General features: G+C 61.6%; 22 protein-coding genes. 1 reads left to right on the top strand and 21 read right to left on the bottom strand.

The window, feature by feature from the left end; all coding sequences use genetic code 11:
* Positions 1-23 precede the first annotated feature (23 nt).
* From pgm to ABIE04_RS09075, 21 genes are all read right to left on the bottom strand, one after another.
* Positions 24-1,670: a phosphoglucomutase (alpha-D-glucose-1,6-bisphosphate-dependent) gene (gene pgm, locus ABIE04_RS08975; RefSeq protein ID WP_354548856.1), complete on the bottom strand. Its 1,647-nt coding sequence runs from the start codon at positions 1,668-1,670 to the stop codon at positions 24-26.
* The gene (gene pgi / locus ABIE04_RS08980) at positions 1,667-3,316 is read right to left on the bottom strand and encodes a glucose-6-phosphate isomerase (RefSeq protein WP_354548859.1); all 1,650 of its coding nucleotides are present in this window, start codon (positions 3,314-3,316) and stop codon (positions 1,667-1,669) included. Before pgi ends, pgm begins: the two co-directional genes overlap by 4 nt.
* Positions 3,313-4,416: a transaldolase gene (gene tal / locus ABIE04_RS08985; protein WP_354548862.1), complete on the bottom strand. Its 1,104-nt coding sequence runs from the start codon at positions 4,414-4,416 to the stop codon at positions 3,313-3,315. Before tal ends, pgi begins: the two co-directional genes overlap by 4 nt.
* 42 nt (positions 4,417-4,458) lie before the next feature.
* Complete coding sequence (locus tag ABIE04_RS08990) at positions 4,459-5,175, bottom strand: HAD family hydrolase (RefSeq protein WP_354548865.1); 717 nt, start codon at positions 5,173-5,175, stop codon at positions 4,459-4,461.
* Positions 5,169-6,575 carry a glucose-6-phosphate dehydrogenase gene (gene zwf, locus ABIE04_RS08995; protein WP_354548868.1) on the bottom strand — a complete coding sequence of 469 codons (1,407 nt, stop codon included), beginning with the start codon at positions 6,573-6,575 and terminating at the stop codon, positions 5,169-5,171. Before zwf ends, ABIE04_RS08990 begins: the two co-directional genes overlap by 7 nt.
* A gap of 308 nt (positions 6,576-6,883) precedes the next feature.
* A complete protein-coding gene (locus tag ABIE04_RS09000) occupies positions 6,884-7,279 on the bottom strand; it encodes a cupin domain-containing protein (RefSeq protein WP_354548870.1) in 396 nt (131 codons plus the stop codon).
* Positions 7,280-7,364: 85 nt separating this feature from the next.
* The gene (locus ABIE04_RS09005; RefSeq protein ID WP_354548873.1) at positions 7,365-7,814 is read right to left on the bottom strand and encodes a GFA family protein; all 450 of its coding nucleotides are present in this window, start codon (positions 7,812-7,814) and stop codon (positions 7,365-7,367) included.
* Between the two features lie 64 nt (positions 7,815-7,878).
* Positions 7,879-8,181 carry an antibiotic biosynthesis monooxygenase family protein gene (locus ABIE04_RS09010; protein WP_354548876.1) on the bottom strand — a complete coding sequence of 101 codons (303 nt, stop codon included), beginning with the start codon at positions 8,179-8,181 and terminating at the stop codon, positions 7,879-7,881.
* Between the two features lie 433 nt (positions 8,182-8,614).
* Entirely contained in the window at positions 8,615-9,025 is a 411-nt protein-coding gene (locus tag ABIE04_RS09015; protein ID WP_354548878.1) for a hypothetical protein, read from the bottom strand.
* Positions 9,026-9,519: 494 nt separating this feature from the next.
* Entirely contained in the window at positions 9,520-9,747 is a 228-nt protein-coding gene (locus ABIE04_RS09020; RefSeq protein WP_354548880.1) for a hypothetical protein, read from the bottom strand.
* Between the two features lie 75 nt (positions 9,748-9,822).
* Positions 9,823-10,263 (bottom strand): hypothetical protein, encoded by a 441-nt coding sequence (locus tag ABIE04_RS09025; protein WP_354548883.1) that lies wholly within the window; start codon positions 10,261-10,263, stop codon positions 9,823-9,825.
* A 33-nt stretch (positions 10,264-10,296) separates the two neighbouring features.
* Positions 10,297-10,641 carry a hypothetical protein gene (locus ABIE04_RS09030; protein WP_354548885.1) on the bottom strand — a complete coding sequence of 115 codons (345 nt, stop codon included), beginning with the start codon at positions 10,639-10,641 and terminating at the stop codon, positions 10,297-10,299.
* Between the two features lie 70 nt (positions 10,642-10,711).
* Positions 10,712-11,014, bottom strand: coding sequence for a hypothetical protein (locus ABIE04_RS09035; protein ID WP_354548887.1), 303 nt, complete (start codon positions 11,012-11,014; stop codon positions 10,712-10,714).
* 62 nt (positions 11,015-11,076) lie between these two features.
* Positions 11,077-11,361, bottom strand: a complete 285-nt coding sequence (locus ABIE04_RS09040; RefSeq protein ID WP_354548889.1) for a hypothetical protein — start codon at positions 11,359-11,361, stop codon at positions 11,077-11,079.
* 387 nt (positions 11,362-11,748) lie between these two features.
* On the bottom strand, positions 11,749-12,054 hold the full coding sequence (locus tag ABIE04_RS09045; protein WP_354548891.1) for a hypothetical protein: 306 nt from the start codon (positions 12,052-12,054) through the stop codon (positions 11,749-11,751).
* Positions 12,055-12,127: 73 nt separating this feature from the next.
* The gene (locus ABIE04_RS09050) at positions 12,128-12,382 is read right to left on the bottom strand and encodes a hypothetical protein (RefSeq protein ID WP_354547981.1); all 255 of its coding nucleotides are present in this window, start codon (positions 12,380-12,382) and stop codon (positions 12,128-12,130) included.
* A 417-nt stretch (positions 12,383-12,799) separates the two neighbouring features.
* Positions 12,800-13,171, bottom strand: coding sequence for a hypothetical protein (locus tag ABIE04_RS09055; RefSeq protein WP_354548893.1), 372 nt, complete (start codon positions 13,169-13,171; stop codon positions 12,800-12,802).
* Positions 13,172-13,245: 74 nt separating this feature from the next.
* Positions 13,246-13,581 (bottom strand): hypothetical protein, encoded by a 336-nt coding sequence (locus ABIE04_RS09060; RefSeq protein WP_354548895.1) that lies wholly within the window; start codon positions 13,579-13,581, stop codon positions 13,246-13,248.
* 285 nt (positions 13,582-13,866) lie between these two features.
* On the bottom strand, positions 13,867-14,283 hold the full coding sequence (locus ABIE04_RS09065; RefSeq protein WP_354548898.1) for a hypothetical protein: 417 nt from the start codon (positions 14,281-14,283) through the stop codon (positions 13,867-13,869).
* Positions 14,284-15,790: 1,507 nt separating this feature from the next.
* Positions 15,791-16,036 carry a hypothetical protein gene (locus ABIE04_RS09070; protein WP_354548900.1) on the bottom strand — a complete coding sequence of 82 codons (246 nt, stop codon included), beginning with the start codon at positions 16,034-16,036 and terminating at the stop codon, positions 15,791-15,793.
* Between the two features lie 1,009 nt (positions 16,037-17,045).
* Positions 17,046-17,285: a hypothetical protein gene (locus ABIE04_RS09075; protein WP_354547950.1), complete on the bottom strand. Its 240-nt coding sequence runs from the start codon at positions 17,283-17,285 to the stop codon at positions 17,046-17,048.
* Positions 17,286-17,512: 227 nt separating this feature from the next.
* On the opposite strand from ABIE04_RS09075, the gene ABIE04_RS09080 reads away from it, so the two are divergent.
* Positions 17,513-18,508, top strand: coding sequence for an integron integrase (locus ABIE04_RS09080; RefSeq protein WP_354548903.1), 996 nt, complete (start codon positions 17,513-17,515; stop codon positions 18,506-18,508).
* The last annotated feature ends 23 nt before the right edge of the window (positions 18,509-18,531 follow it).

Consider the following 18,531-nt stretch of genomic DNA (forward strand, 5'->3'; position numbering starts at 1 on the left):
CTCCGGTGGTGGTGTGCGGTGGCTCAGGCGAGCGCGGCGTCGACGATGCCCTGGGCTTCCTTCAGCAGCGCTTGCAGGTGTTCCTCGCTCTTGAAGCTTTCGGCGTAGATCTTGTAGATCGCCTCGGTGCCGGACGGCCGCGCGGCGAACCAGCCGTTGGCGGCGATCGCCTTGATGCCGCCGATCGCGGCGCCGTTGCCGGGTGCCTTGTCGAGGACTTGTTCGATCTTCTCGCCGGCGAGGAGGTGGGTCTGCAGTTGATCGGGCGACAGTTTGGTCAGCTTCGCCTTCTGCGCCGGCGTGGCGACGGCATCGACGCGGCTGGCGTACGGCTTGCCGAGTTCGCCGGTCAGCCGTGCGTACAGCTCGCCCGGGTCCTTGCCCTCGCGTGCAGTCATTTCAGCCGACAGCAGCGCCGGCACCAGGCCGTCCTTGTCGGTGGCCCAGGCCGTGCCGTCGCGGCGCAGTAGCGAGGCGCCGGCACTTTCCTCGCAGCCGAAGCCGAGCGAGCCATCGAACAGGCCGGGCGCGAACCACTTGAAGCCCACCGGCACTTCATACAGTCGGCGTCCCAGCCGTTTCGCCACGCGGTCGATCAGCGCGGTGCTGACCACGGTCTTGCCCACCGCAGCATTCGCGCCCCATTGCGGGCGATGCCGGAACAGGTAGTCGATCAGCACGGACAGGTAGTGGTTCGGCTCCATCAGTCCGCTGCTGCGGGTGACGACGCCGTGGCGATCGTGGTCGGTGTCGCAGGCGAACGCGACGTCATACTTGCCCTTCAAGCCGATCAGCCGCTGCATCGCATACTTCGACGACGGGTCCATGCGGATCTTGCCGTCCCAGTCCACGCTCATGAAGGCGAACTGCGGGTCGACCACCGAACTGACCACGGTGAGGTCGAGCTTGTAGCGATCGGCGATCGGCGCCCAGTAGTGCACGCCGGCGCCGCCCAGCGGGTCGACGCCCATGTGCACGCCGGCGCTGCGGATCACGTCGAAGTCGACGATGTTGGCGAGGTCGGCGACGTAGTTGTTGAGGTAGTCGTGCTCGTGCGTCGTGGCTGCCTTGCGCGCCTGCGCGTACGGCATCCGGCGCACGTCCTTCAGCCCGCCTTCGAGCAGGGCGTTGGCGCGGTTCTCCACCCACTTGGTGATGTCGCTGTCGGCCGGGCCGCCGTTGCTCGGGTTGTACTTGAAGCCGCCGTTGTCCGGCGGGTTGTGCGACGGCGTGATCACGATGCCGTCGGCGAGGCCATTCGTGCGCCCCTTGTTGTGGACCAGGATCGCGTGCGACACCGCCGGTGTCGGCGTGTATTCGCCGCCGCTGGAGATCATCGCCTCGACGCCGTTCGCAGCCAGCACTTCCAGCGCGTTCTCGAACGCCGGCTGCGACAGCGCGTGGGTATCGGCGCCGATGAACAGCGGGCCGTCGATGCCTTTCGAACGGCGGTACTCGCAGATCGCCTGGCTGATCGCCAGGATGTGCGCCTCGTTGAAGCTGCGCTCGAACGAGCTGCCGCGGTGGCCGGAGGTGCCGAACGCCACCCGCTGCGCCGGCACCGCGGGATCGGGTTTCAGGTCCGCATACGCGGCCAGCAGTTGCGGGATGTCGACCAGGATCGACGACGGTGCCGGCTTGCCGGCGAGGGGACTGATCTGCTGGCTCATGGACCTTCCGTTGTCTGGCTGTCGCGCAGCTGGCGATAGCGGCGTATCAAGGTGTTGGTGGAGCTGTCGTGCGCGAGCGCCGGCTCATCGGGCGCGGTCAGCTCGGCGATGGTGGTCTTCGCCAGCTGCTTGCCCAGCTCCACGCCCCACTGGTCGAACGAGTCGATGTCCCAGATCACGCCCTGCACGAACACGCTGTGCTCGTACAGCGCGATCAGCGTGCCGAGCGTGTGCGGGGTGAGCTTCTTGGCGAGGAGGGTGCTACTGGGACGGTTGCCGGGGAACGTGCGGTGCGGGGCCAGCGCCGCATCGGTGCCGGCGGCGCGCACTTCGTCGGCGGTCTTGCCGAACGCCAGCGCCTCGCCTTGGGCGATCAGGTTCGCCATCAGCAGGTCGTGCTGGTCGCCGAGCGGGTTGAGCGGCTGGCCGAAACCGATGAAGTCGCACGGCACGATGCGCGTGCCCTGGTGGATCAGCTGGTAGAACGAGTGCTGCCCGTTGGTGCCCGGCTCGCCCCAGTAGATCGGCCCGGTGGCATAGTCGACCGCGCTGCCGTCCAGCGTGACGCGCTTGCCGTTGCTCTCCATCGTCAGCTGCTGCAGGTACGCCGGGAAGCGTTTCAGATACTGCTCGTATGGCAGCACCGCCACCGTGGCGGCGTCGAGGAAGTTGCTGTTCCAGATGCCGAGCAGGCCCATCAGCGCCGGCAGGTTGCGTTCCAGCGGCGCGTGGCGGAAGTGTTCGTCCATCGCGTGGAAGCCGGCCAGCATCGCGCGGAAATGCTCCGGGCCGATCGCCAGCATGGTGGACAGGCCGATCGCCGAATCCATCGAGTAGCGCCCGCCCACCCAGTCCCAGAAGCCGAACATGTTGGCGGTGTCGATGCCGAACTTCGTCACCTCGCCGGCGTTGGTGGATACCGCCACGAAGTGCTTCGCCACCGCCGACTCGTCGCCCAGCGCCGCGAGGCACCAGGCGCGCGCGGCATGCGCGTTGGCCAGCGTCTCCAGCGTGGTGAAGGTCTTCGAGCAGACGATGAACAGCGTCTCGGCCGCGTCGAGGTCGCGCACGGCTTCGGCGAAATCGGTACCGTCCACGTTGGAGACGAAGCGGAACGTCATGTCGCGCCGGCTGTAGTCGCGCAGCGCCTCGTACGCCATCACCGGGCCGAGGTCGGAGCCGCCGATGCCGATGCTGACCACGTTGCGGATGCGCCTGCCGCCGTGGCCCAGCCACGCGCCGCTGCGCACGCGGTCGGAAAACGCGGCCATGCGGTCGAGCACGTCGTGCACGTCCGCCACCACGTCGCGGCCGTCGACCAGGATCTTCTCGCCCGCCGGCGCGCGCAGCGCCACGTGCAGCACGGCGCGGTTCTCGGTGGTGTTGATGCGCTCGCCGTTGAACATCGCCGCGATCCGCTGCGGCAGCCGGCAGGCCTCGGCCAGCTCGCGCAGCAGGCGCAGCGTGTCGGCGTCGACGCGCTGCTTGGAATAGTCGAGGTACAGGCCGACCTCTTCGGCCACGAGCTGCTCGCCGCGGTGCGGATCGGCGGCGAACAGCTCGCGCAGGTGCTTGTGGCCGATCGCGTCGGCATGACGCTGCAGCGCCTGCCATGACGGCAGGCGGGTGAGTCGCGGTTCGCTCATGGCAGGGCGGGTCCCTTGGATTTTTCGGCCAGCGCGCTGGCCTTGTCGGCGATCCGCTGCAGCAGCTGGTTCCACGATGAGACGAACGCCTCGGCGCCGTCCTGCTGCAGCTTCAGCGCCAGCGCGTCGATGTCCACGCCGGCCTTGGCGATCTGCGCCAGCACCGCGTCCGCGTCGCCGCCGTCATCGGACAGCACGCCGTGCAGCTGGCCGTGGTCGGCGAACGCGTGCAGGGTCTTCTCCGGCATCGTGTTGATGGTGTCTGGCGCGGCCAGCGCGCTGACATACAGCGTGTCCGGCGCGGACGGGTCCTTGGTGCCGGTGCTGGCCCACAGCAGGCGCTGCGGCCGGACGCCGGCGGCGGCGAGCTTCTGCCAGCGCTTCGATGCCAGCAGTTCGCGGTAGGCGCGGTAGGTCTGCTGGCCCACCGCGATGCCCAGCTTGTTGTGCAGCTCGTCCGGCAGCTGCTTGTTGGCCGCCACGTCCCAGCGGCTGACGAACAGCGAGGCGACCGAGCTCCCGCGCGGATCGAGGCCCGCCGCGATGCGGCGCTCGATGCCGCGCAGGTAGGCCTCGGCGGAGGCCTGGTACTGCGCGCACGAGAACAGCAAGGTCACGTTGATCGGGATGCCGAGGAAGATCGCCTCCTCGATCGCCGGCACGCCTTCGGGGGTGCCGGGAATCTTCACGAACAGGTTGTCGCGCTGACCCTGGTGGTGGATGTGGCGCGCCGCCGCGATCGAGCCGGCGGTGTCGGCGGCCAGCAGCGGCGAGACCTCCATCGAGACCCAGCCGTCGACCTGGGCGGTGGCGTCGAACACCGGTCTGAACAGGTCGGCGGCGCGGCGCAGGTCCTCCAGCGCCAGCTCGGTGAACAGCGCCTCGCCGTTCAGCCCGGCCAGTGTCTTGGCATGGATGCCGGCGTCGTAGGCGTCGCCGTTGCCGATCGCCGCGTCGAAGATGCTGGGGTTCGAGGTCAGCCCGGTGATCGAGTCCTCGGCGACGTAGCGCGCCAGCGTGCCGTCGTCGAGCAGGCTGCGGGTGATGTTGTCCAGCCACAGGCTTTGGCCGAGTTCGTGCAATTGGCGGGTTGCTTTCATGCTTGTCTCCATGACTCCAGTTCGATTCGGGGATGGGGTGCTTCAGTGGGCCGGCAGGGGGATCACCGGCGCACTCGGCAGGAAATCACCAAGCTTACGCTCGCGCAGATCGCCGATGCACGCGATCGTGAGGTCGGCTGCCGGGTCGATGGTTTCGCCGGCGCTGTCGGCCGCGTAATGGCCCTGGCGCACGAACACCGTGGTGAGCTTGTGGCCCAGGCGCCGCTTCATCTCGGCCAGGGTGTGCGGCTTGTCGTCGACCATCACGTAATGCGCGGCCGGGTAGCGCTGCTGCATCGCCACCAGCATCTGCTGCTTGTGCACGTAGATCAGCACCTCGCCACGCAGCGCGGTCCACAGCCCGGCGCGCTGGATCTTGCGCGGCTGGAACACCACGTCGCCGTCGGAAAGGATCGCGGTGGGCCCCAGCGTGCGCAGGTATGCCACGGTTTCCAGCGCGTGCGGGTAGAGCCGGTCGGCGAACGGGTAGTCCAGCAGGTAGGACGACATCTGCAGCAGCGAGGGGTCGTTGTCCAGGCCGGCGCGGAAGCGCTGCAGCGCGCCCAGGTAGTCGGCGAAGCCGGACTGCTGGCGCAGTTCCTCGTAGATCGCCCAGTAGCGCTCGCGGCCGGCCCGACCGAACGCCTGCTCAAGGGTGTCGCCGAGGTCGGCGCCGAAGCGGTCGTTGTCGAGCAGGGTGTTGTCCACGTCGAGCAGGAACATCACCGCGGCGGCCTCGGATGTACGGGTGTTCAACATGGCTTGCCCTCCTCTGCCTGCGGATCGTGCCAGCCTTCGTCGCCGCTGACGATGCGCGCCGCTTCGGCTGGACCCCAGCTGCCCGGCTCGTAAAATCCCACCGGCCCCTCGCGGGCGAGCACACGGTCGACCACCGCCCACGCCGCCTCGACGCATTCGTCGCTGGTGAACAGCGCGTTGTCGCCGCGGATCGCGTCGCCGAGCAGGCGCTCGTACGGCGATTTCTCCGGCGCCAGGTCATGCCGCACGACCAGCTCCACCGCTTCGCCGCGCATCTCCTCGCCGGGCTGCTTCACCCGCATGCCCTCGGCGATGATCACCTCCGGGCTGAGCCGGAAGCGGAAGTAGTTCGACTGCTCCGCGCCGACCGCGTCGAATACCGACAGCGGCGGCGCCTTCATGTCCACCACCACCTGGGTGGTGGTGATCGGCAGCTTCTTGCCGGCGCGGATGTAGAACGGCACGCCGGCCCAGCGCCAGGTGTCGATGTGCAGGCGCAGCGCCACGAAGGTCTCCACGTTCGAATCGGCGGCCACGCCCTGCACGTCGCGGTAGCCCTTGAACTGGCCGCGCACCACCTCGGCCGGGTCGAGCGGGCGCATCGCGCGGAACAGCCGCAGCTTCTCGGCGCGCAGCGCCTCCGGGTCGTTGCCGATCGGCGCATCCATCGCCAGCAGCGAGGTCACCTGCAGCAGGTGGTTCTGCAACACGTCGCGGATCGCGCCCACCCCTTCGTAGAACGCGCCGCGGCCGTCCACGCCGAACTGCTCGGCCATGGTGATCTGCACGCGATCCACGTAGCGGTTGTTCCACACCGGCTCCAGCACGGTGTTGGCGAAGCGGAAGTACAAGAGGTTCTGCACCGGCTCCTTGCCCAGGTAATGGTCGATGCGGAAGATCGCCGACTCCGGGAACACCGCGTGCAGCGTGCGGTTGAGCGCCCGCGCCGAGGCCAGGTCGCGGCCGAACGGCTTCTCCACCACGATCCGCGCGCCGTCCGCGCAGCCGGCCTGCTGCAGGTTCTTCGCCACCACGCCGAACAGTTTGGGCGGGATCGCCAGGTAGTGCAGCGGCCGCTGCGCCTCGCCCAGCGCCTGCTTCAGCCGCTGGAACGTGGCCGCGTCGTTGTAGTCGCCGTCGACGTAGTGCAGCTGCGCCGCCAGCTTCGCGAACGCCGCCTCGTCGACCGCACCGCCCTGTTCCTGCGCCGCCTGCGCCAGGCTGTCGTGCGCGCGCTGGCGCAGCTGCTCCACGCTCCAGCCCGAGTGCGCCACGCCGATGATCGGCAGGTCCAGCCCGTCACGCAGCATCATCGCCTGCAATGCCGGAAAGATCTTCTTGTAGGCCAGGTCGCCGGTGGCGCCGAAAAAGACCAGGGCATCCGAGCGGGGTGTCGGCATGGGGATGATTCTCTCCGTAGGGTTGGCAGGCTTCGTTGCCCGACGTGGCGCGCAAGGTACGCGCGGCATGGCGCGGTTCCGCCAACATGCCGGACATCGGGTTTACCTTCCAGCCTGCACGCCGACAAGTTAAGTCAATGCATAAGCCAGGCCGCGCGGGAGTTGACGCGGCCGGGCAGGAACTTGCGCTGCCATTGAACGACAGCGTTCCGTCGCGAGACTTCGCAGGTGCGCGGCGCGGCCGGGCGACACTTGGGATCACTCCGTTCTGCGTGCATGGCTGTCCAGACGAAGGAACCAACCTGTCGTCAGACCGGGGCTTCCATGAAGACCGTCTGCGCGCCCTGCCTTTCATAGGTAAGGTTGACCGTGCGTCCCATGGCACGTGTCCGATGCACCGTGCCCGCCGGTATGACCATGCCCTGCCACTCGGTGAGCGTCACCCGGGGAGCATTCTCGAATTCAATCTGGAGTTCGCCCGCCACCACGAGAAAGAGCTCGTCGGAATCCGGGTGGTGATGCCAACGATATTCCCCCTCGAACACCGCAAGCCGCATGCACTCCTTGTTGATGTCGAACAGCACCTGATTCCTGTAGGCATCGGTGATGCCGGCGTGCTCCGCACGAATGTCCACGACAGTCATGGCCGGATACCGTGCCCTTTCGGCCGAGTACTCATCGGAGCTTGGAAAGTCGGATTTCATGGCAGATTCCGATCCCGGGGAAACGTGGGTCGCCGTCTGGCGCTGACGTTGGGCGACGGCGAGGCCGTCCGCTCTGAACGAGATGCTAGGCGCCAAGCGTGACCAGCTCAACATCCGGAATCCACAGTTGCGACCATCGCGCGACCTTTTCGTCAGCAGCCAGCAATTGCGGCGAAGCCGGGACGGCACTCCCAAAGCCGGTGGGCCCCTCCAGGGACCGTGCGTTGACAGCTCCGTAAATGCGGGCATGGTGCTCAAAGACGACGGCAACCAGCACGCCGCATCGACCGCAGAGCAGGAATTCGGCGGTATTTGATCCCTGCCGATACCGCCGCAGCGCATCCGAGCTCTGCAGGGTTACGGACAATCGCCCGGCCGGATCTGAAACGTAGGCGGCAGCGTGCTTTCGGCAGAACGAGCAGTCGCAGGCCCGAGGAACCATGCTTGCCGGCTCCAGTGCGGTTGAAAAGGCCAAGCGAAGCTGACCGCAGTGGCAGCCGCCCCGAAACGCAAATGCATTGCTCAATGGCGACATCGTTGCACCTGGAGCCTGACGCCGGAGTCAAGCGGCGGCGTAGCCGTCCGCCTCGAATGAATGGTCAGACGACATTTTCGATGGCCGCCACAACGAAATGTTGAACGAGCGGCTCGAACTCCAACAGATAGTCCTGATCTTCAGGGTAGTACTTGGCCTTGAGCAAATCGTTCCCCGCGAAAGCCCGGATGCTCTCCTCCGATTCCCAATGCGTCACCGTCAGGAAGTGCGTGACCTCAGCCTCATCCCGCCGAAGCACGGCGACGCTCAGGTTGCCAGGAACCGAGCGGTAGTCTGGAACAGCGCGCTGCTCAAGGAAGCGCGTATAGGCGTCTGCCTTCGAGCGTGGTGTGACCCCGTGCCACATGCGGCAAATCATGGAATTCTCCGATGCCGTCTAACGCTGGAGTTGAGCGGCGGCGTAGCCGTTCGGCTTGAACGAGTTGTTAGGCATCGTTCTCGGCGTAGCGGATGAGCCGCTCGCACCATTGCTCAAGAGTGGACGATGGTTGGACATGAGACAAGTCTGGAATGACCTCGCTAGCCACCGATACCTCTAAGAAGTACGAGAAGCCTTGACGCGCAGGCTGGCGGGATCGGGCGAACCTTGCTCCTCTACAGCAACGACAGCGTCCGAGTCAGCGTGCCAAGGTGCCTTGGCATAGATGGTTTGCTCGGGATCGAGTTGATGGATACGACTCGTCACTTCCATGAGTTTCATAGGTGCCTAACGCTAGAGTTAAGCGGCGGCGTAGCCGTCCGCCTTGAACGAGTAGTTAGATGTGTCTGAGAGTGTGGTCTTAATGGATACGTCGCTGGCTTAACCACCGCGCAAAAAGCCCGCCCCACCAGCCGGCACTGAGCAAAATCGCGGCTGCAAAGGCATAGACAGGAATTGCACTTTTACCGCCTGTCATGGCGTCGTGCTGAAGCCATTTGTATGAGGCCACTACAGCGATAACAAGAACAAGCCCAACCAGCCAATGCCATGGCTTCAGGGCCCAAGCGCTTTCCATTGCGCGCACTTCCGGGGACGCTGGCAATGTCCGCGATCGCCGAATGATTGCAAGCGACACGAATATGGCAAGTAAACCGACACTTCGGATCGCAAAATTGTCGTGCGCGTAGTAGAGGCAAATTGCTGCAACAGCAAACAGCACAATCTGGGCGGCAAGAAAGAACGCGCGCTTGAGCTTGTCCCGGTTTCCCATGTGCTTCCTCGCCTCACGCCGAGAACATCTAACGCTGGAGTTAAGCGGCGCGCGCATTTTTGCGCGTCCGCTTGGATGAACAGTTAGACCGTAGCCTACTTGCGAAGAGCAATCTCGTATCTAGTTGGGTTGCAAGTGCCAAGTTGCTTGCTAACGACTACCTGTGTGCCGACTGACAAGGGGTGGCTAGGCACGACGGACGCTTGAATAATCCGGCCGCTTGCAAGCCTGACGACCGCAACCTCGCGCGTCCCGCCGCAAGCTCTAGACACGTTAACGGGGTCGGACGAAACGACGACAGCTTCCAGGGGTACGCCTAAGCCAACGCCATCATCCGGCCGGAAAACAGCAACGAGCACGATAACTGCGAGGGCGACCAGGCCGATGAACGCGTTCCTGACGTCCTTTGGTTTCCAACCGTATCGGAGCGATTCGAACATGAGGTCTAACGCCGGAGTTAAGCGACGGCGAAGCCGTCCGCCTTGAATGAAATGTTAGGCCCGCGCGCGAGCCACCAATACTGCGATGAAGGCAAGTTGCACCAGAACCACACTCCAGCCAGGCGGCGATGAGTTGCGTGCAGCCACTACAGCGTATGCCTTGCTGTAGAAGAACGAGTAAGGAATAAGCGCAACGAACGCGAAGAGAATGCTCCAGAGTGCCCCCATGGTCATGGAGCAAGCGACAACGACGATGAACATCGGAATGCCGAGCAGCTGCATGCGCCGGGTTTCTTGCTTGCTTAGCTCCGAGTACACAAGCATCCGTAGATATTCCTTGCGGGCCTAACGCTGGAGTTAAGCGGCGGCGGAGCCGTCCGCCTTGAACGAGATGTTAGGCACCGCTGCCACGGCCCGCCTGCGGATAGGCACGAGCACGAGGAGAACGGTGTTAAGCAGCAACGGAATGGGGTGCTGAACTCCACCGAGCCAGGCAAGTATCAGGACGGCAACAGAGATACCAGCTGGCACTGCCACGGGCCACCAGCGGATATCGTCTTTGAACCAAATGCGATAAGCGCCAAGTGAATACAAAGCGCCAAGGATGAGACCTAAGCCAGCATCCAAAGACGACGTTGTTAGAAGCATGGCGCCGCTGACGACGTTTGCGAACGCCGAGTAAGCCATGAGCCCAAATACAGCCATCGTCAACTTGCGCTCACGGGACTCCAGCGTTCGGCGACGATTACGCATGGCAATGTCGGCGCGGCGGCTATTTGCTTCTTCCGTTTCACCCATAATGGATCTCCCCTGAGGTGCCTAACGCTGGAGTTAAGCGGCGGCGTAGCCGTCTGCCTTGAACGAGTAGTTAGGTGCCATAGCCGCATGCTTCGATCTTAGCAACGAGTGGCCGCACGTTTGCGCATAGGTACCAAAAGACAATCTTGTCTGGGTAGCCGGCGACACGGTGAAATATGCGAACCCCTTTGCCGAAGAAAGGGATGATGCCAAAAGGGCGACCTTGATGACTTGGTCGGGCGTAAAGGTAAACGTGCCGAGGAATTTCACTTGAAGCACAAGCTGCTCCGGTGCGATCTGGAGCTTGGCGAACGGCCATGTTGCGTTGGCCAAGCCGATTCTTGCACCGCCACGCAATGTTTCAAGGGATGTTGCCATAGGACCTAACGCTGGAATTGAGCGGCGGCGGAGCCGTCCGCCTCGAATGATTGGTTAGGTGCAGACAGCATCAACGAAGCACCTTTATTGTGGGTGGCTTGCCATCCAGGAGGATATCAGCGCCGGTGTAACCCTGCGGAATGGCCTCAGCGGACAACACCAAATTCGCACAGCGCAACCAGTCAGGAAATACCGAGCCGTCCATTGGCTCTTTGCCACCACTCTCGGTGTCCCAGAGCGAAATTTGGCCGAGTAGCACACCAAGAGCTGCGGGCTTGCCGACGGACACCCAATGCTGCTCAAGATACGCATGCATGATGAGGAAGGCTTGCTTGAGACTTACTGATGTGTCCATTGATACGGAAGTGGTCAAGGTGAGCACCTAACGCCTGAATTAAGCCGACCCGCGAAGCGGGTTCGGCTTGTAATGAATTGTTAGGGGGCGACTCGCGTTCCATTGAAGCAGGCCTCTAAGCCTGGATCGATCGAAGTGATGGCACGGCGGATAGCCAAAATTTCTTGCTCAAACGCCTCCATAGTTTGTATTCCGCAGTCGCTAACATGGTGCGGCCCAGAGCCATAGACTTGTGAAAGGCCGCCTTGGTAGATGTCATGAAGCTGGCAGATCGCTGTCGCGATGGCATAGACCGCGCATTCTGCAAGAAGAATCTGCTCTGCATAGGCAGTCGGTGCAACATCTTGGTCATAGAGATCGCCCATGCACACCAGCGATCTGTCCTTCTTTCTGAAGCCGTGGGCAAGGGCAGATGATCGGAGCTCATATATCCCAGGCCATTGTTGAATTCGCTCTACCGCAGGGTCAGCTGCCAGAATGGTTTTTGAGACACTTGCATCATTAAGCGCCTTGAACCGACGCCACTCGTCCAAAAACGATGAGACAATGAGACTGACGACTGGGGTGCGGGCACAAGACCTTGCCATGACTGTGCAGTGGTGAAGGGACAACTGCACGTGCCGGGTTGTGATGTAGAGCGCTGCCCTGCATGCGATGGCCAAGCGATTTCTTGTGATTGCCTCGACGATGAGGAGGAAGAAGCCTAACGCTGGAGTTGAGCGTTGGCGCAGCCGTCCGCCTTGAACGATTTGTTAGATGGCACTGCGCAGGATTTCTGCGCGGTCTGACTCGGAAACACCATGCCAAGTTGCGGCTGGATCTAGTACAAGCTCAACCCCAAGGCCCTGCCGCACGATCGAGACGATCTGCGCAAACCACATGGCGCAAGACCATTCTTTGAGCGGTGTACTTTTGAACCCTGATCTTTCCCCATCCCAGTAAACGCCGGCGGCCTCACGGTAGACAAACTCATAGAAGGGCCGGCCAGCACCTTGGATACCCAAGAACAGCTCTCGCGTTTGGAGCAATTCAACACTAATTATGAGTTCGCGATTCACGGTTGTGCCATCTAACGCTTGAGTTAAGCGGCGGCGAAGCCGTCCGCCTTGAACGAGTTGTTAGGCAGCATGATCACCGGTAGGCAGCCGACTCGGCAAGATGCTGAAGCTCGATAACTTGCTCTAGCTCGTCAGTGGCAAGGTCGTTCGCGAATTGAACACGAATGGTCTTTAAGCTCGTTGCGAGTAATACCCAATCCTCCGTGAAACCGTTCGTGAGTGGGTAGCACGACAAGATGACTCGGAGCGGATTGAGCGCGCGCCGCTCGCACCAGCCGTCGATAAGCTGACCAAGAAGAACATGCACATTGCTGAGGTCTTTGCTCATGCGGCCTAACGCTAGAGTTAAGCGGCGGCGAAGCCGTCCGCCTTGAACGACCTGTTAGGCGGCACCGAAGCACGACCTTTGACGACGATAGTGCCACACCAAACGCACTGCAAGAACGCGGAATGGTAAGGGCCTGCGTACGACAGACGAACCGCTGACGAAGTGGTGACGTTGCGACACATCGCGCGTGCGACAGACGCAATGGATGCGCGAACGAACACACGCGCGCAAGTTGCGAAGAACTGCCCCAGCGCCCGCGCGCAACACACGCAGGCCAGCCCGATGCCAAACGAAGAAACCAAGGTGATGCGGAGCGCGGCCGACACGCTGGCGTTGACTTGCCACTGACCCGAAAGCGCTCTTGAAGCCTAACGCTGGAGTTAAGCGGCGGCGAAGCCGTCCGCCTTGAACGAAATGTTAGGCCGATTGTGCAGCATCCGACCATGGCCGAAGTGCGCCGATTGAAGGCAACGCTTTAGGAGCTTCACCAGCAAGACCATAGACTTCAAGACCAGCGAGAACGCCAGCCTGCTCGTAAACAAAGATGCCGCTGAGGTCGCTATCTGAGCCGAAAAGAAAGTCTGCGAGTGGATTGAGACCGCCAGACGGCTCTGGTTTGCCCTGCACGACAAAATTGATGCTTGCGCAGCCGCACTGGCATTTCCAGGGAGTAACCGTTGCCTGTGCCAACTGCTGAAGAAAGGGAGCTGCCTCGGGCTTGCCGTGCTCCAGCAGCCAGCGCACCAATGCACTCTCTTGATTTGAAAGCGGCCTATTGAGAGAAGTCATGCTTTGAGGCCTAACGCTTGAGTTAAGCGGCGGCGCAGCCGTCCGCCTTGAACGAATTGTTAGCCATCATTGCCTCATAAGCGCGCAAACTCCAGAATCTCTTGACCCATCAAAGTACAGTCTGAGCCAAGCGGAGCAAAGTAGATGAACCGCATGCGATATAGCCCATGGGGGCTCACATTGGCCGTGACCTCAAGTACGTTGAATTTCTGCTTTGCGTCTCTGGGATTCTTTATCGACGGCTTTTGCCTTGGCGACTCAAAACTCATTCGGCCATCAAACGCCGCCCCCATGTGAAACGTCAGCAGCTTATTGGCCTGTTCTGTAGCTTCATGCGAGCAACGTGGCTCTGAGGCTTTTGCGGCATGAGAGAAGAACAAGGCCAGGAGTAAAACAGTGATAACTTTCATCGATTCGACTCGTTAAATAGGCTAACGCTGGAATTAAGCGGCGGCGTAGCCGTCCGCTTGAATGAGATGTTAGACGGTTGCGACGCTGCATGCTCGGGCGACAACAACCAGCCGACGAGCGCGATGCATGAGCAACCAACTACCCCAAAACTATCAGCTCTGAATGTCCAGGCTTACGACGACGCTGCGCGAAAAGCTGCTGCGGCGACGGACGGCAAGCCAGCGCGAAGCTGGGCGAAACGCACCACACGAAGAACCCACAAGAGCTACCGACTAACGCTGGAGTTAAGCGGCGCGCGGTACACGCGTCCGCTTGGACGACGGGTTAGAGCCCCGCCCGCAGATGGCATGAGTAAACGCTGCAACAAAGGCTCCGCAGGGCAATGCCCAAAGAGCGGGAACTGTTGCGATGAAAAGTGCGACACAGCCAGGCGCAATACCGATGATAAGGACGGAAAGCCAACTTGCCTTATGAAAGTGGCAAAGGACGAAGTAGAGCGGAGCGACTAAGAGAAGGACGGGCAAGCTACCGGTAACGATCGTATAGACGAAGACGACCTCACCTGTGCCGAAGACGCCAAAAAGTGGATTAGTCGCGAACGATGCCTGCGCCGCGGAGAAGCACGCGAATGCCAGCGCAAAAATCGCCAGCGCGGCGAGCGCAACCAGTTCTATTTTTGCAAATTGCTGCAGATATCTCATTGGGACTCTAACGCTGGAGTTAAGCGGCGGCGAAGCCGTCCGCCTTGAACGAGATGTTAGGCGGACGCTACCAACGCCAGCCATAACGACGCTTTCTTGTGTTGTGCATCTGCTTCGAGGCTTCAGCGTCGACGATGAACAAGCCGCTGCTACCTGTCGAAGCACCATAGACGCCAAGCCACACGAACCAAGCAGCAACACCTACCGCCGCGAGACTATAAAAAACGTTTGATAACGGCACACTCCCGTGGAAGTAGCGCCATACCGTAAGGCCAGCTCCGCCGGCTAAGAACGCCGCAAATAAGAAGCAGAAGAGCCGACGAATCCATAGCCACGTTGTTGCGATCCATTTCATAGAAGCCTAACGCTGGAGTTAAGCGGCGGCGTAGCCGTCCGCCTTGAACGAGATGTTAGGCCGCAACTTGCGTGGGTTGCCAGATTGAGGCGCTGCAGAGCCCGTAGCGCCAAAGTGCCAAGCACTGAGGAGCGACCAGCAGAACTGCCCCAACGACCATGTAGTAGTACATAGCAGCATGCGATTGCCACGCAAGCGATGCAACCAAGCCAACGCCGTAGACAGCGTAGGCTGTAAAGAGAGCGGAATATACGATCCAGAATTTACGCCAACCTATAGAGACGCGACGTAAGTAACCCCAAAGACCTACAAGTGCGTAAGCGTTGAAGACAGCCAACAACGCATCTGACACCGAGTGAATGTCAAACCATGACGAAATCGTGGTGATGGCTACTAGAGCGAAGTAGGACCACCACAAGATCTTCCAGATGCGTGAGTTGGTCTGTGTCATTGCGGCCTAACGCTGGAGTTAAGCGGCGGCGTAGCCGTCCGCCTTGAACGAAATGTTAGGCGCCGCCAAGCAACCTGATTTCGACGGCGCCACTGGAACAGGATAGCTCGTACTTTTTGCCAACGGAAAATTTGTGCCGCAGGCTTGGAAAACCGTCGACGTACATCCAGCCAGGGCAGAGAAAACTGATCTTGTGTGAGCTTGGTGAGAGAAAGACAATATTTCTGCTTTCTGCCGCGACGGAGCGCCCGTCTATTGCGAAAATACCGCCAAGCCGGTTTGGTGCCAATGTATCGGCGGACTTAGGGAGGCTGAGGCTAGCGGACTCTTGCGGCGGCGCATTTCGAAACGGACTGTTGGAACAGCTCGTTGCGATAAGGATGATTAACGCGAGAAGAGTTTTTCGCATGGCCTAACGCTGGAATTAAGCGGCGGCGCAGCCGTCCGCTTGAATGACTGGTTAGGGATTTGCGGCCAGAGCGCGACAAGGTGAACTGCACCACGCCGTGTAACAGCAACGAGCCACAGACCCCACGCTCTGAAACTTGACGACTTACCGCAAACACCAAACAGACTTGCCGAAACGAAACACTACACGACAACGCGCTGACGAACGAAACCCACCTAGCCGCGTTGCCGCACAAGCAAAGACCTAACGCTGGAATTGAGCGGCGGCGAAGCCGTCCGCCTCGAATGAGTGGTTAGGCATGGACGCCAAGTGTGTTGTTGTAGATGGCAACAGTCGACCAAGCCATGACGAGTACAAGAACGCCGACGAGCGAAATTTGATTGACGTGCCGTTGAGCATCGAGGCCTCGCGGATACTGCCCAAGCGTAACAACAAGCAGTGACGCGCGGCCAAGGTTGAACAGAGCGAACGACCAGATGACGTAGTACGCGATGAACTTGACGACAGCAATAACGCCGTTGGTGATTTCTTCCTGCATGACTACACGATGCCTAACGCTGGAGTTAAGCGGCGGCGAAGCCGTCCGCCTTGAACGAATTGTTAGGCAACCTATTTGCCACCGAGGTCATTACTAACCCGTGCCCAATCGATATAGCTTGCAAAAGTAGGCCACTGAGCTATGCGCGATTTGAGGGCGTTGCGCTCAGCGATGACCCAGCCCATGACGGCCGAAATTGCAACGAGAACGATAGGAGGAAGCATGCAGTAGAGACCAATGACAACAACGAGGAAGAGAGCTAAACCAAGAAGCCAGAGCGCGCGGGCAACTGACGTTGCACGGGCCAACCCCGCTCCCGAACGTAGCGACTCCCAGCGATTCAGCAACTGCTTTGTCCCTGTGTCCATGTGATTCCCTATTGCTGCCTAACGCCTGAGTTAAGCGGCGGCGAAGCCGTCCGCTTGGACGAGGAGTTAGACGGTTGCGACGCGGCTTGCCCAGGCGACAACGACTGCCAAGACGAGCGCGCAGCTTGAACAACCGACTACCCACAACTACCAGCTCCAAAAGCGGAGGACTTGCGACGACGCTGCGCGAAAAGCTGCTGCGGCGACGGACGACAAGCCCGCGCGAAGCTGGGCGAAACACACCATACGACAAACCAACACGAGCTGCCGACTAACGCTGGAGTTAAGCGGCGGCGAAGCCGTCCGCCTTGAACGAAATGTTAGGCCTGCGCGCCTGCATGCGTGTCAGGACCCTTGGCAATACTGACACGGCTTGAACGTGCCACTCGGAAATTCACGTGCCGCAACCTTCTTGGCTTGACTGACGGATGAAACCGAGAACCAGCCACCGTCTCGCCCCAGCGTGCCAAGTGGCTTGAACCTTGTGCCATGAGGCTTGGGAACGTGTGAGCAAGTTTCGTCGTGAAGCGTCGAACAGCGGAGGGGCTTGTCGATGTTTAGCAGCATGCGAGCTGATCTCCCGGACGCAGGCCTAACGCTGGAGTTAAGCGGCGGCGTAGCCGTCCGCCTTGAACGAGATGTTAGGCCCGCGCGCGAGCCACCAGTAGTGCGATGAAGACAAGTTGCACCAGAACCACGCCTATGTAGAACCGCCAATCGGGCGGTGATGCATTGCGTGCAGCTACCGCGGCGTATGCCTTGGTGTAGAAGAACGAGTAAGGAATGAGTGCTACGAATGCGAACAGAATGCTCCAGAGCGCTCCCATGGTCATGGAGCAGGCAACAACGACGATGACCGTCGGGATGCCGAGTAGCTGCATGCGCCGAGTCTCTTGCTTGCCAAGCTCCGAGTACACAAGCATTCGTTGAATTTCCTTGCGGGCCTAACGCTAAGTAGACCCCAAAAGTGAGGTGTTGCGTCGAGTATGCGGCGCCACTCCTGACCGTACAAGCGGCGAATTCCTACATCGGATCATGGCCTTGCGCGGATGCCCTGCGCGTGGCGGGCGGGCATCATGCCGTTGTTATCGGCGACTTTTGAGGGTGTATGAGTTACCGGGGCGAAAGTAAGGGTGTAACAGGGGCGAAAACGCCGCGGTTGCTGGATCAGGTGCATGCACGGCTGCGCTTGAAGCATTACAGCTTGCGGACGGAGCGAGCGTACGTGGGCTGGATTCGACGGTTCATCCTGGCCCATGGCAAGCGGCATCCGCGCGACATGGGGGCGGCGGAGGTCGAGGGCTTTTTGAGCACGCTGGCGGTCGAGGGCCGGGTGGCGGCCGGCACGCAGAACCAGGCGCTGTCGGCGCTGCTGTTTCTGTACAAGGAGGTGTTGTCGGTCGAGCTGCCGTGGCTGGAGACGGTGGTGCGGGCGAAGCGGCCACAACGGGTGCCGGTGGTGCTCTCACGCGACGAGGTGAACCGGCTGCTGGCGATGATGGATGGCCGCTTCGGTTTGATGGCCTCGTTGTTGTACGGCTCGGGCATGCGGCTGATGGAGTGCGTGCGCCTGCGCGTGAAGGATGTGGATTTCGAGCTCAACCAGATCTGCGTGCGCGATGGCAAGGGCGGCAAGGATCGGCATGTGCCGTTGCCGCGGCGCCTGCGCGAGGCGCTGCAGGCGCAGCTGGAGCGGGTGCGCCTGATCCACCGGCAGGACCTGGCGGCGGGCTTGGGTGCGGTGTGGCTGCCGCATGCGCTGGCGCGCAAGTATCCGTCGGCGCCGCGCGAGCCGGGATGGCAGTACGTGTTTCCGTCGGACCAGCTATCGCGCGATCCGCGCGACGGCGAGCGGCGGCGCCATCACGTGGACGAGGCCGGCCTGCAGCGTGCGGTACGCAACGCGCGCCTCAAGGCCGGCATCGTCAAGCCGGCCACCTGCCATACCTTGCGGCACTCCTTCGCCACCCACTTGCTGGAGGCCGGCCAGGATATTCGTACCATCCAGGAACTGCTCGGCCACAAGGATGTGGCGACAACCCAAATCTATACGCATGTGCTCAACCGCGGCAGCCACGGCGTGCTGAGCCCGCTGGATCGGTGATGCTGGTGTTGTCGCACCCGCAG

It is taken from the genome of Rhodanobacter soli (assembly GCF_040548735.1).
GTDB lineage: Bacteria > Pseudomonadota > Gammaproteobacteria > Xanthomonadales > Rhodanobacteraceae > Rhodanobacter > Rhodanobacter soli_A.

Bases quoted from the DNA above. Each gene is read 5' to 3' on its own strand.
- ABIE04_RS08990 (WP_354548865.1), bottom strand. From the start codon at position 5,175: ATGTTGAACACCCGTACATCCGAGGCCGCCGCGGTGATGTTCCTGCTC.
- ABIE04_RS09030 (WP_354548885.1), bottom strand. From the start codon at position 10,641: ATGGCAACATCCCTTGAAACATTGCGTGGCGGTGCAAGAATCGGCTTG.
- ABIE04_RS09005 (WP_354548873.1), bottom strand. From the start codon at position 7,814: ATGTCGCCATTGAGCAATGCATTTGCGTTTCGGGGCGGCTGCCACTGC.
- tal (WP_354548862.1), bottom strand. From the start codon at position 4,416: ATGAAAGCAACCCGCCAATTGCACGAACTCGGCCAAAGCCTGTGGCTG.
- ABIE04_RS09025 (WP_354548883.1), bottom strand. From the start codon at position 10,263: ATGGGTGAAACGGAAGAAGCAAATAGCCGCCGCGCCGACATTGCCATG.
- ABIE04_RS09010 (WP_354548876.1), bottom strand. From the start codon at position 8,181: ATGTGGCACGGGGTCACACCACGCTCGAAGGCAGACGCCTATACGCGC.
- ABIE04_RS09000 (WP_354548870.1), bottom strand. From the start codon at position 7,279: ATGAAATCCGACTTTCCAAGCTCCGATGAGTACTCGGCCGAAAGGGCA.
- ABIE04_RS09075 (WP_354547950.1), bottom strand. From the start codon at position 17,285: ATGCAGCTACTCGGCATCCCGACGGTCATCGTCGTTGTTGCCTGCTCC.
- pgi (WP_354548859.1), bottom strand. From the start codon at position 3,316: ATGAGCGAACCGCGACTCACCCGCCTGCCGTCATGGCAGGCGCTGCAG.
- ABIE04_RS09055 (WP_354548893.1), bottom strand. From the start codon at position 13,171: ATGACTTCTCTCAATAGGCCGCTTTCAAATCAAGAGAGTGCATTGGTG.
- ABIE04_RS09070 (WP_354548900.1), bottom strand. From the start codon at position 16,036: ATGCAGGAAGAAATCACCAACGGCGTTATTGCTGTCGTCAAGTTCATC.
- ABIE04_RS09015 (WP_354548878.1), bottom strand. From the start codon at position 9,025: ATGGGAAACCGGGACAAGCTCAAGCGCGCGTTCTTTCTTGCCGCCCAG.
- zwf (WP_354548868.1), bottom strand. From the start codon at position 6,575: ATGCCGACACCCCGCTCGGATGCCCTGGTCTTTTTCGGCGCCACCGGC.
- ABIE04_RS09060 (WP_354548895.1), bottom strand. From the start codon at position 13,581: ATGAAAGTTATCACTGTTTTACTCCTGGCCTTGTTCTTCTCTCATGCC.
- pgm (WP_354548856.1), bottom strand. From the start codon at position 1,670: ATGAGCCAGCAGATCAGTCCCCTCGCCGGCAAGCCGGCACCGTCGTCG.
- ABIE04_RS09040 (WP_354548889.1), bottom strand. From the start codon at position 11,361: ATGGGCGATCTCTATGACCAAGATGTTGCACCGACTGCCTATGCAGAG.
- ABIE04_RS09065 (WP_354548898.1), bottom strand. From the start codon at position 14,283: ATGAGATATCTGCAGCAATTTGCAAAAATAGAACTGGTTGCGCTCGCC.
- ABIE04_RS09020 (WP_354548880.1), bottom strand. From the start codon at position 9,747: ATGCAGCTGCTCGGCATTCCGATGTTCATCGTCGTTGTCGCTTGCTCC.
- ABIE04_RS09080 (WP_354548903.1), top strand. From the start codon at position 17,513: ATGAGTTACCGGGGCGAAAGTAAGGGTGTAACAGGGGCGAAAACGCCG.
- ABIE04_RS09050 (WP_354547981.1), bottom strand. From the start codon at position 12,382: ATGAGCAAAGACCTCAGCAATGTGCATGTTCTTCTTGGTCAGCTTATC.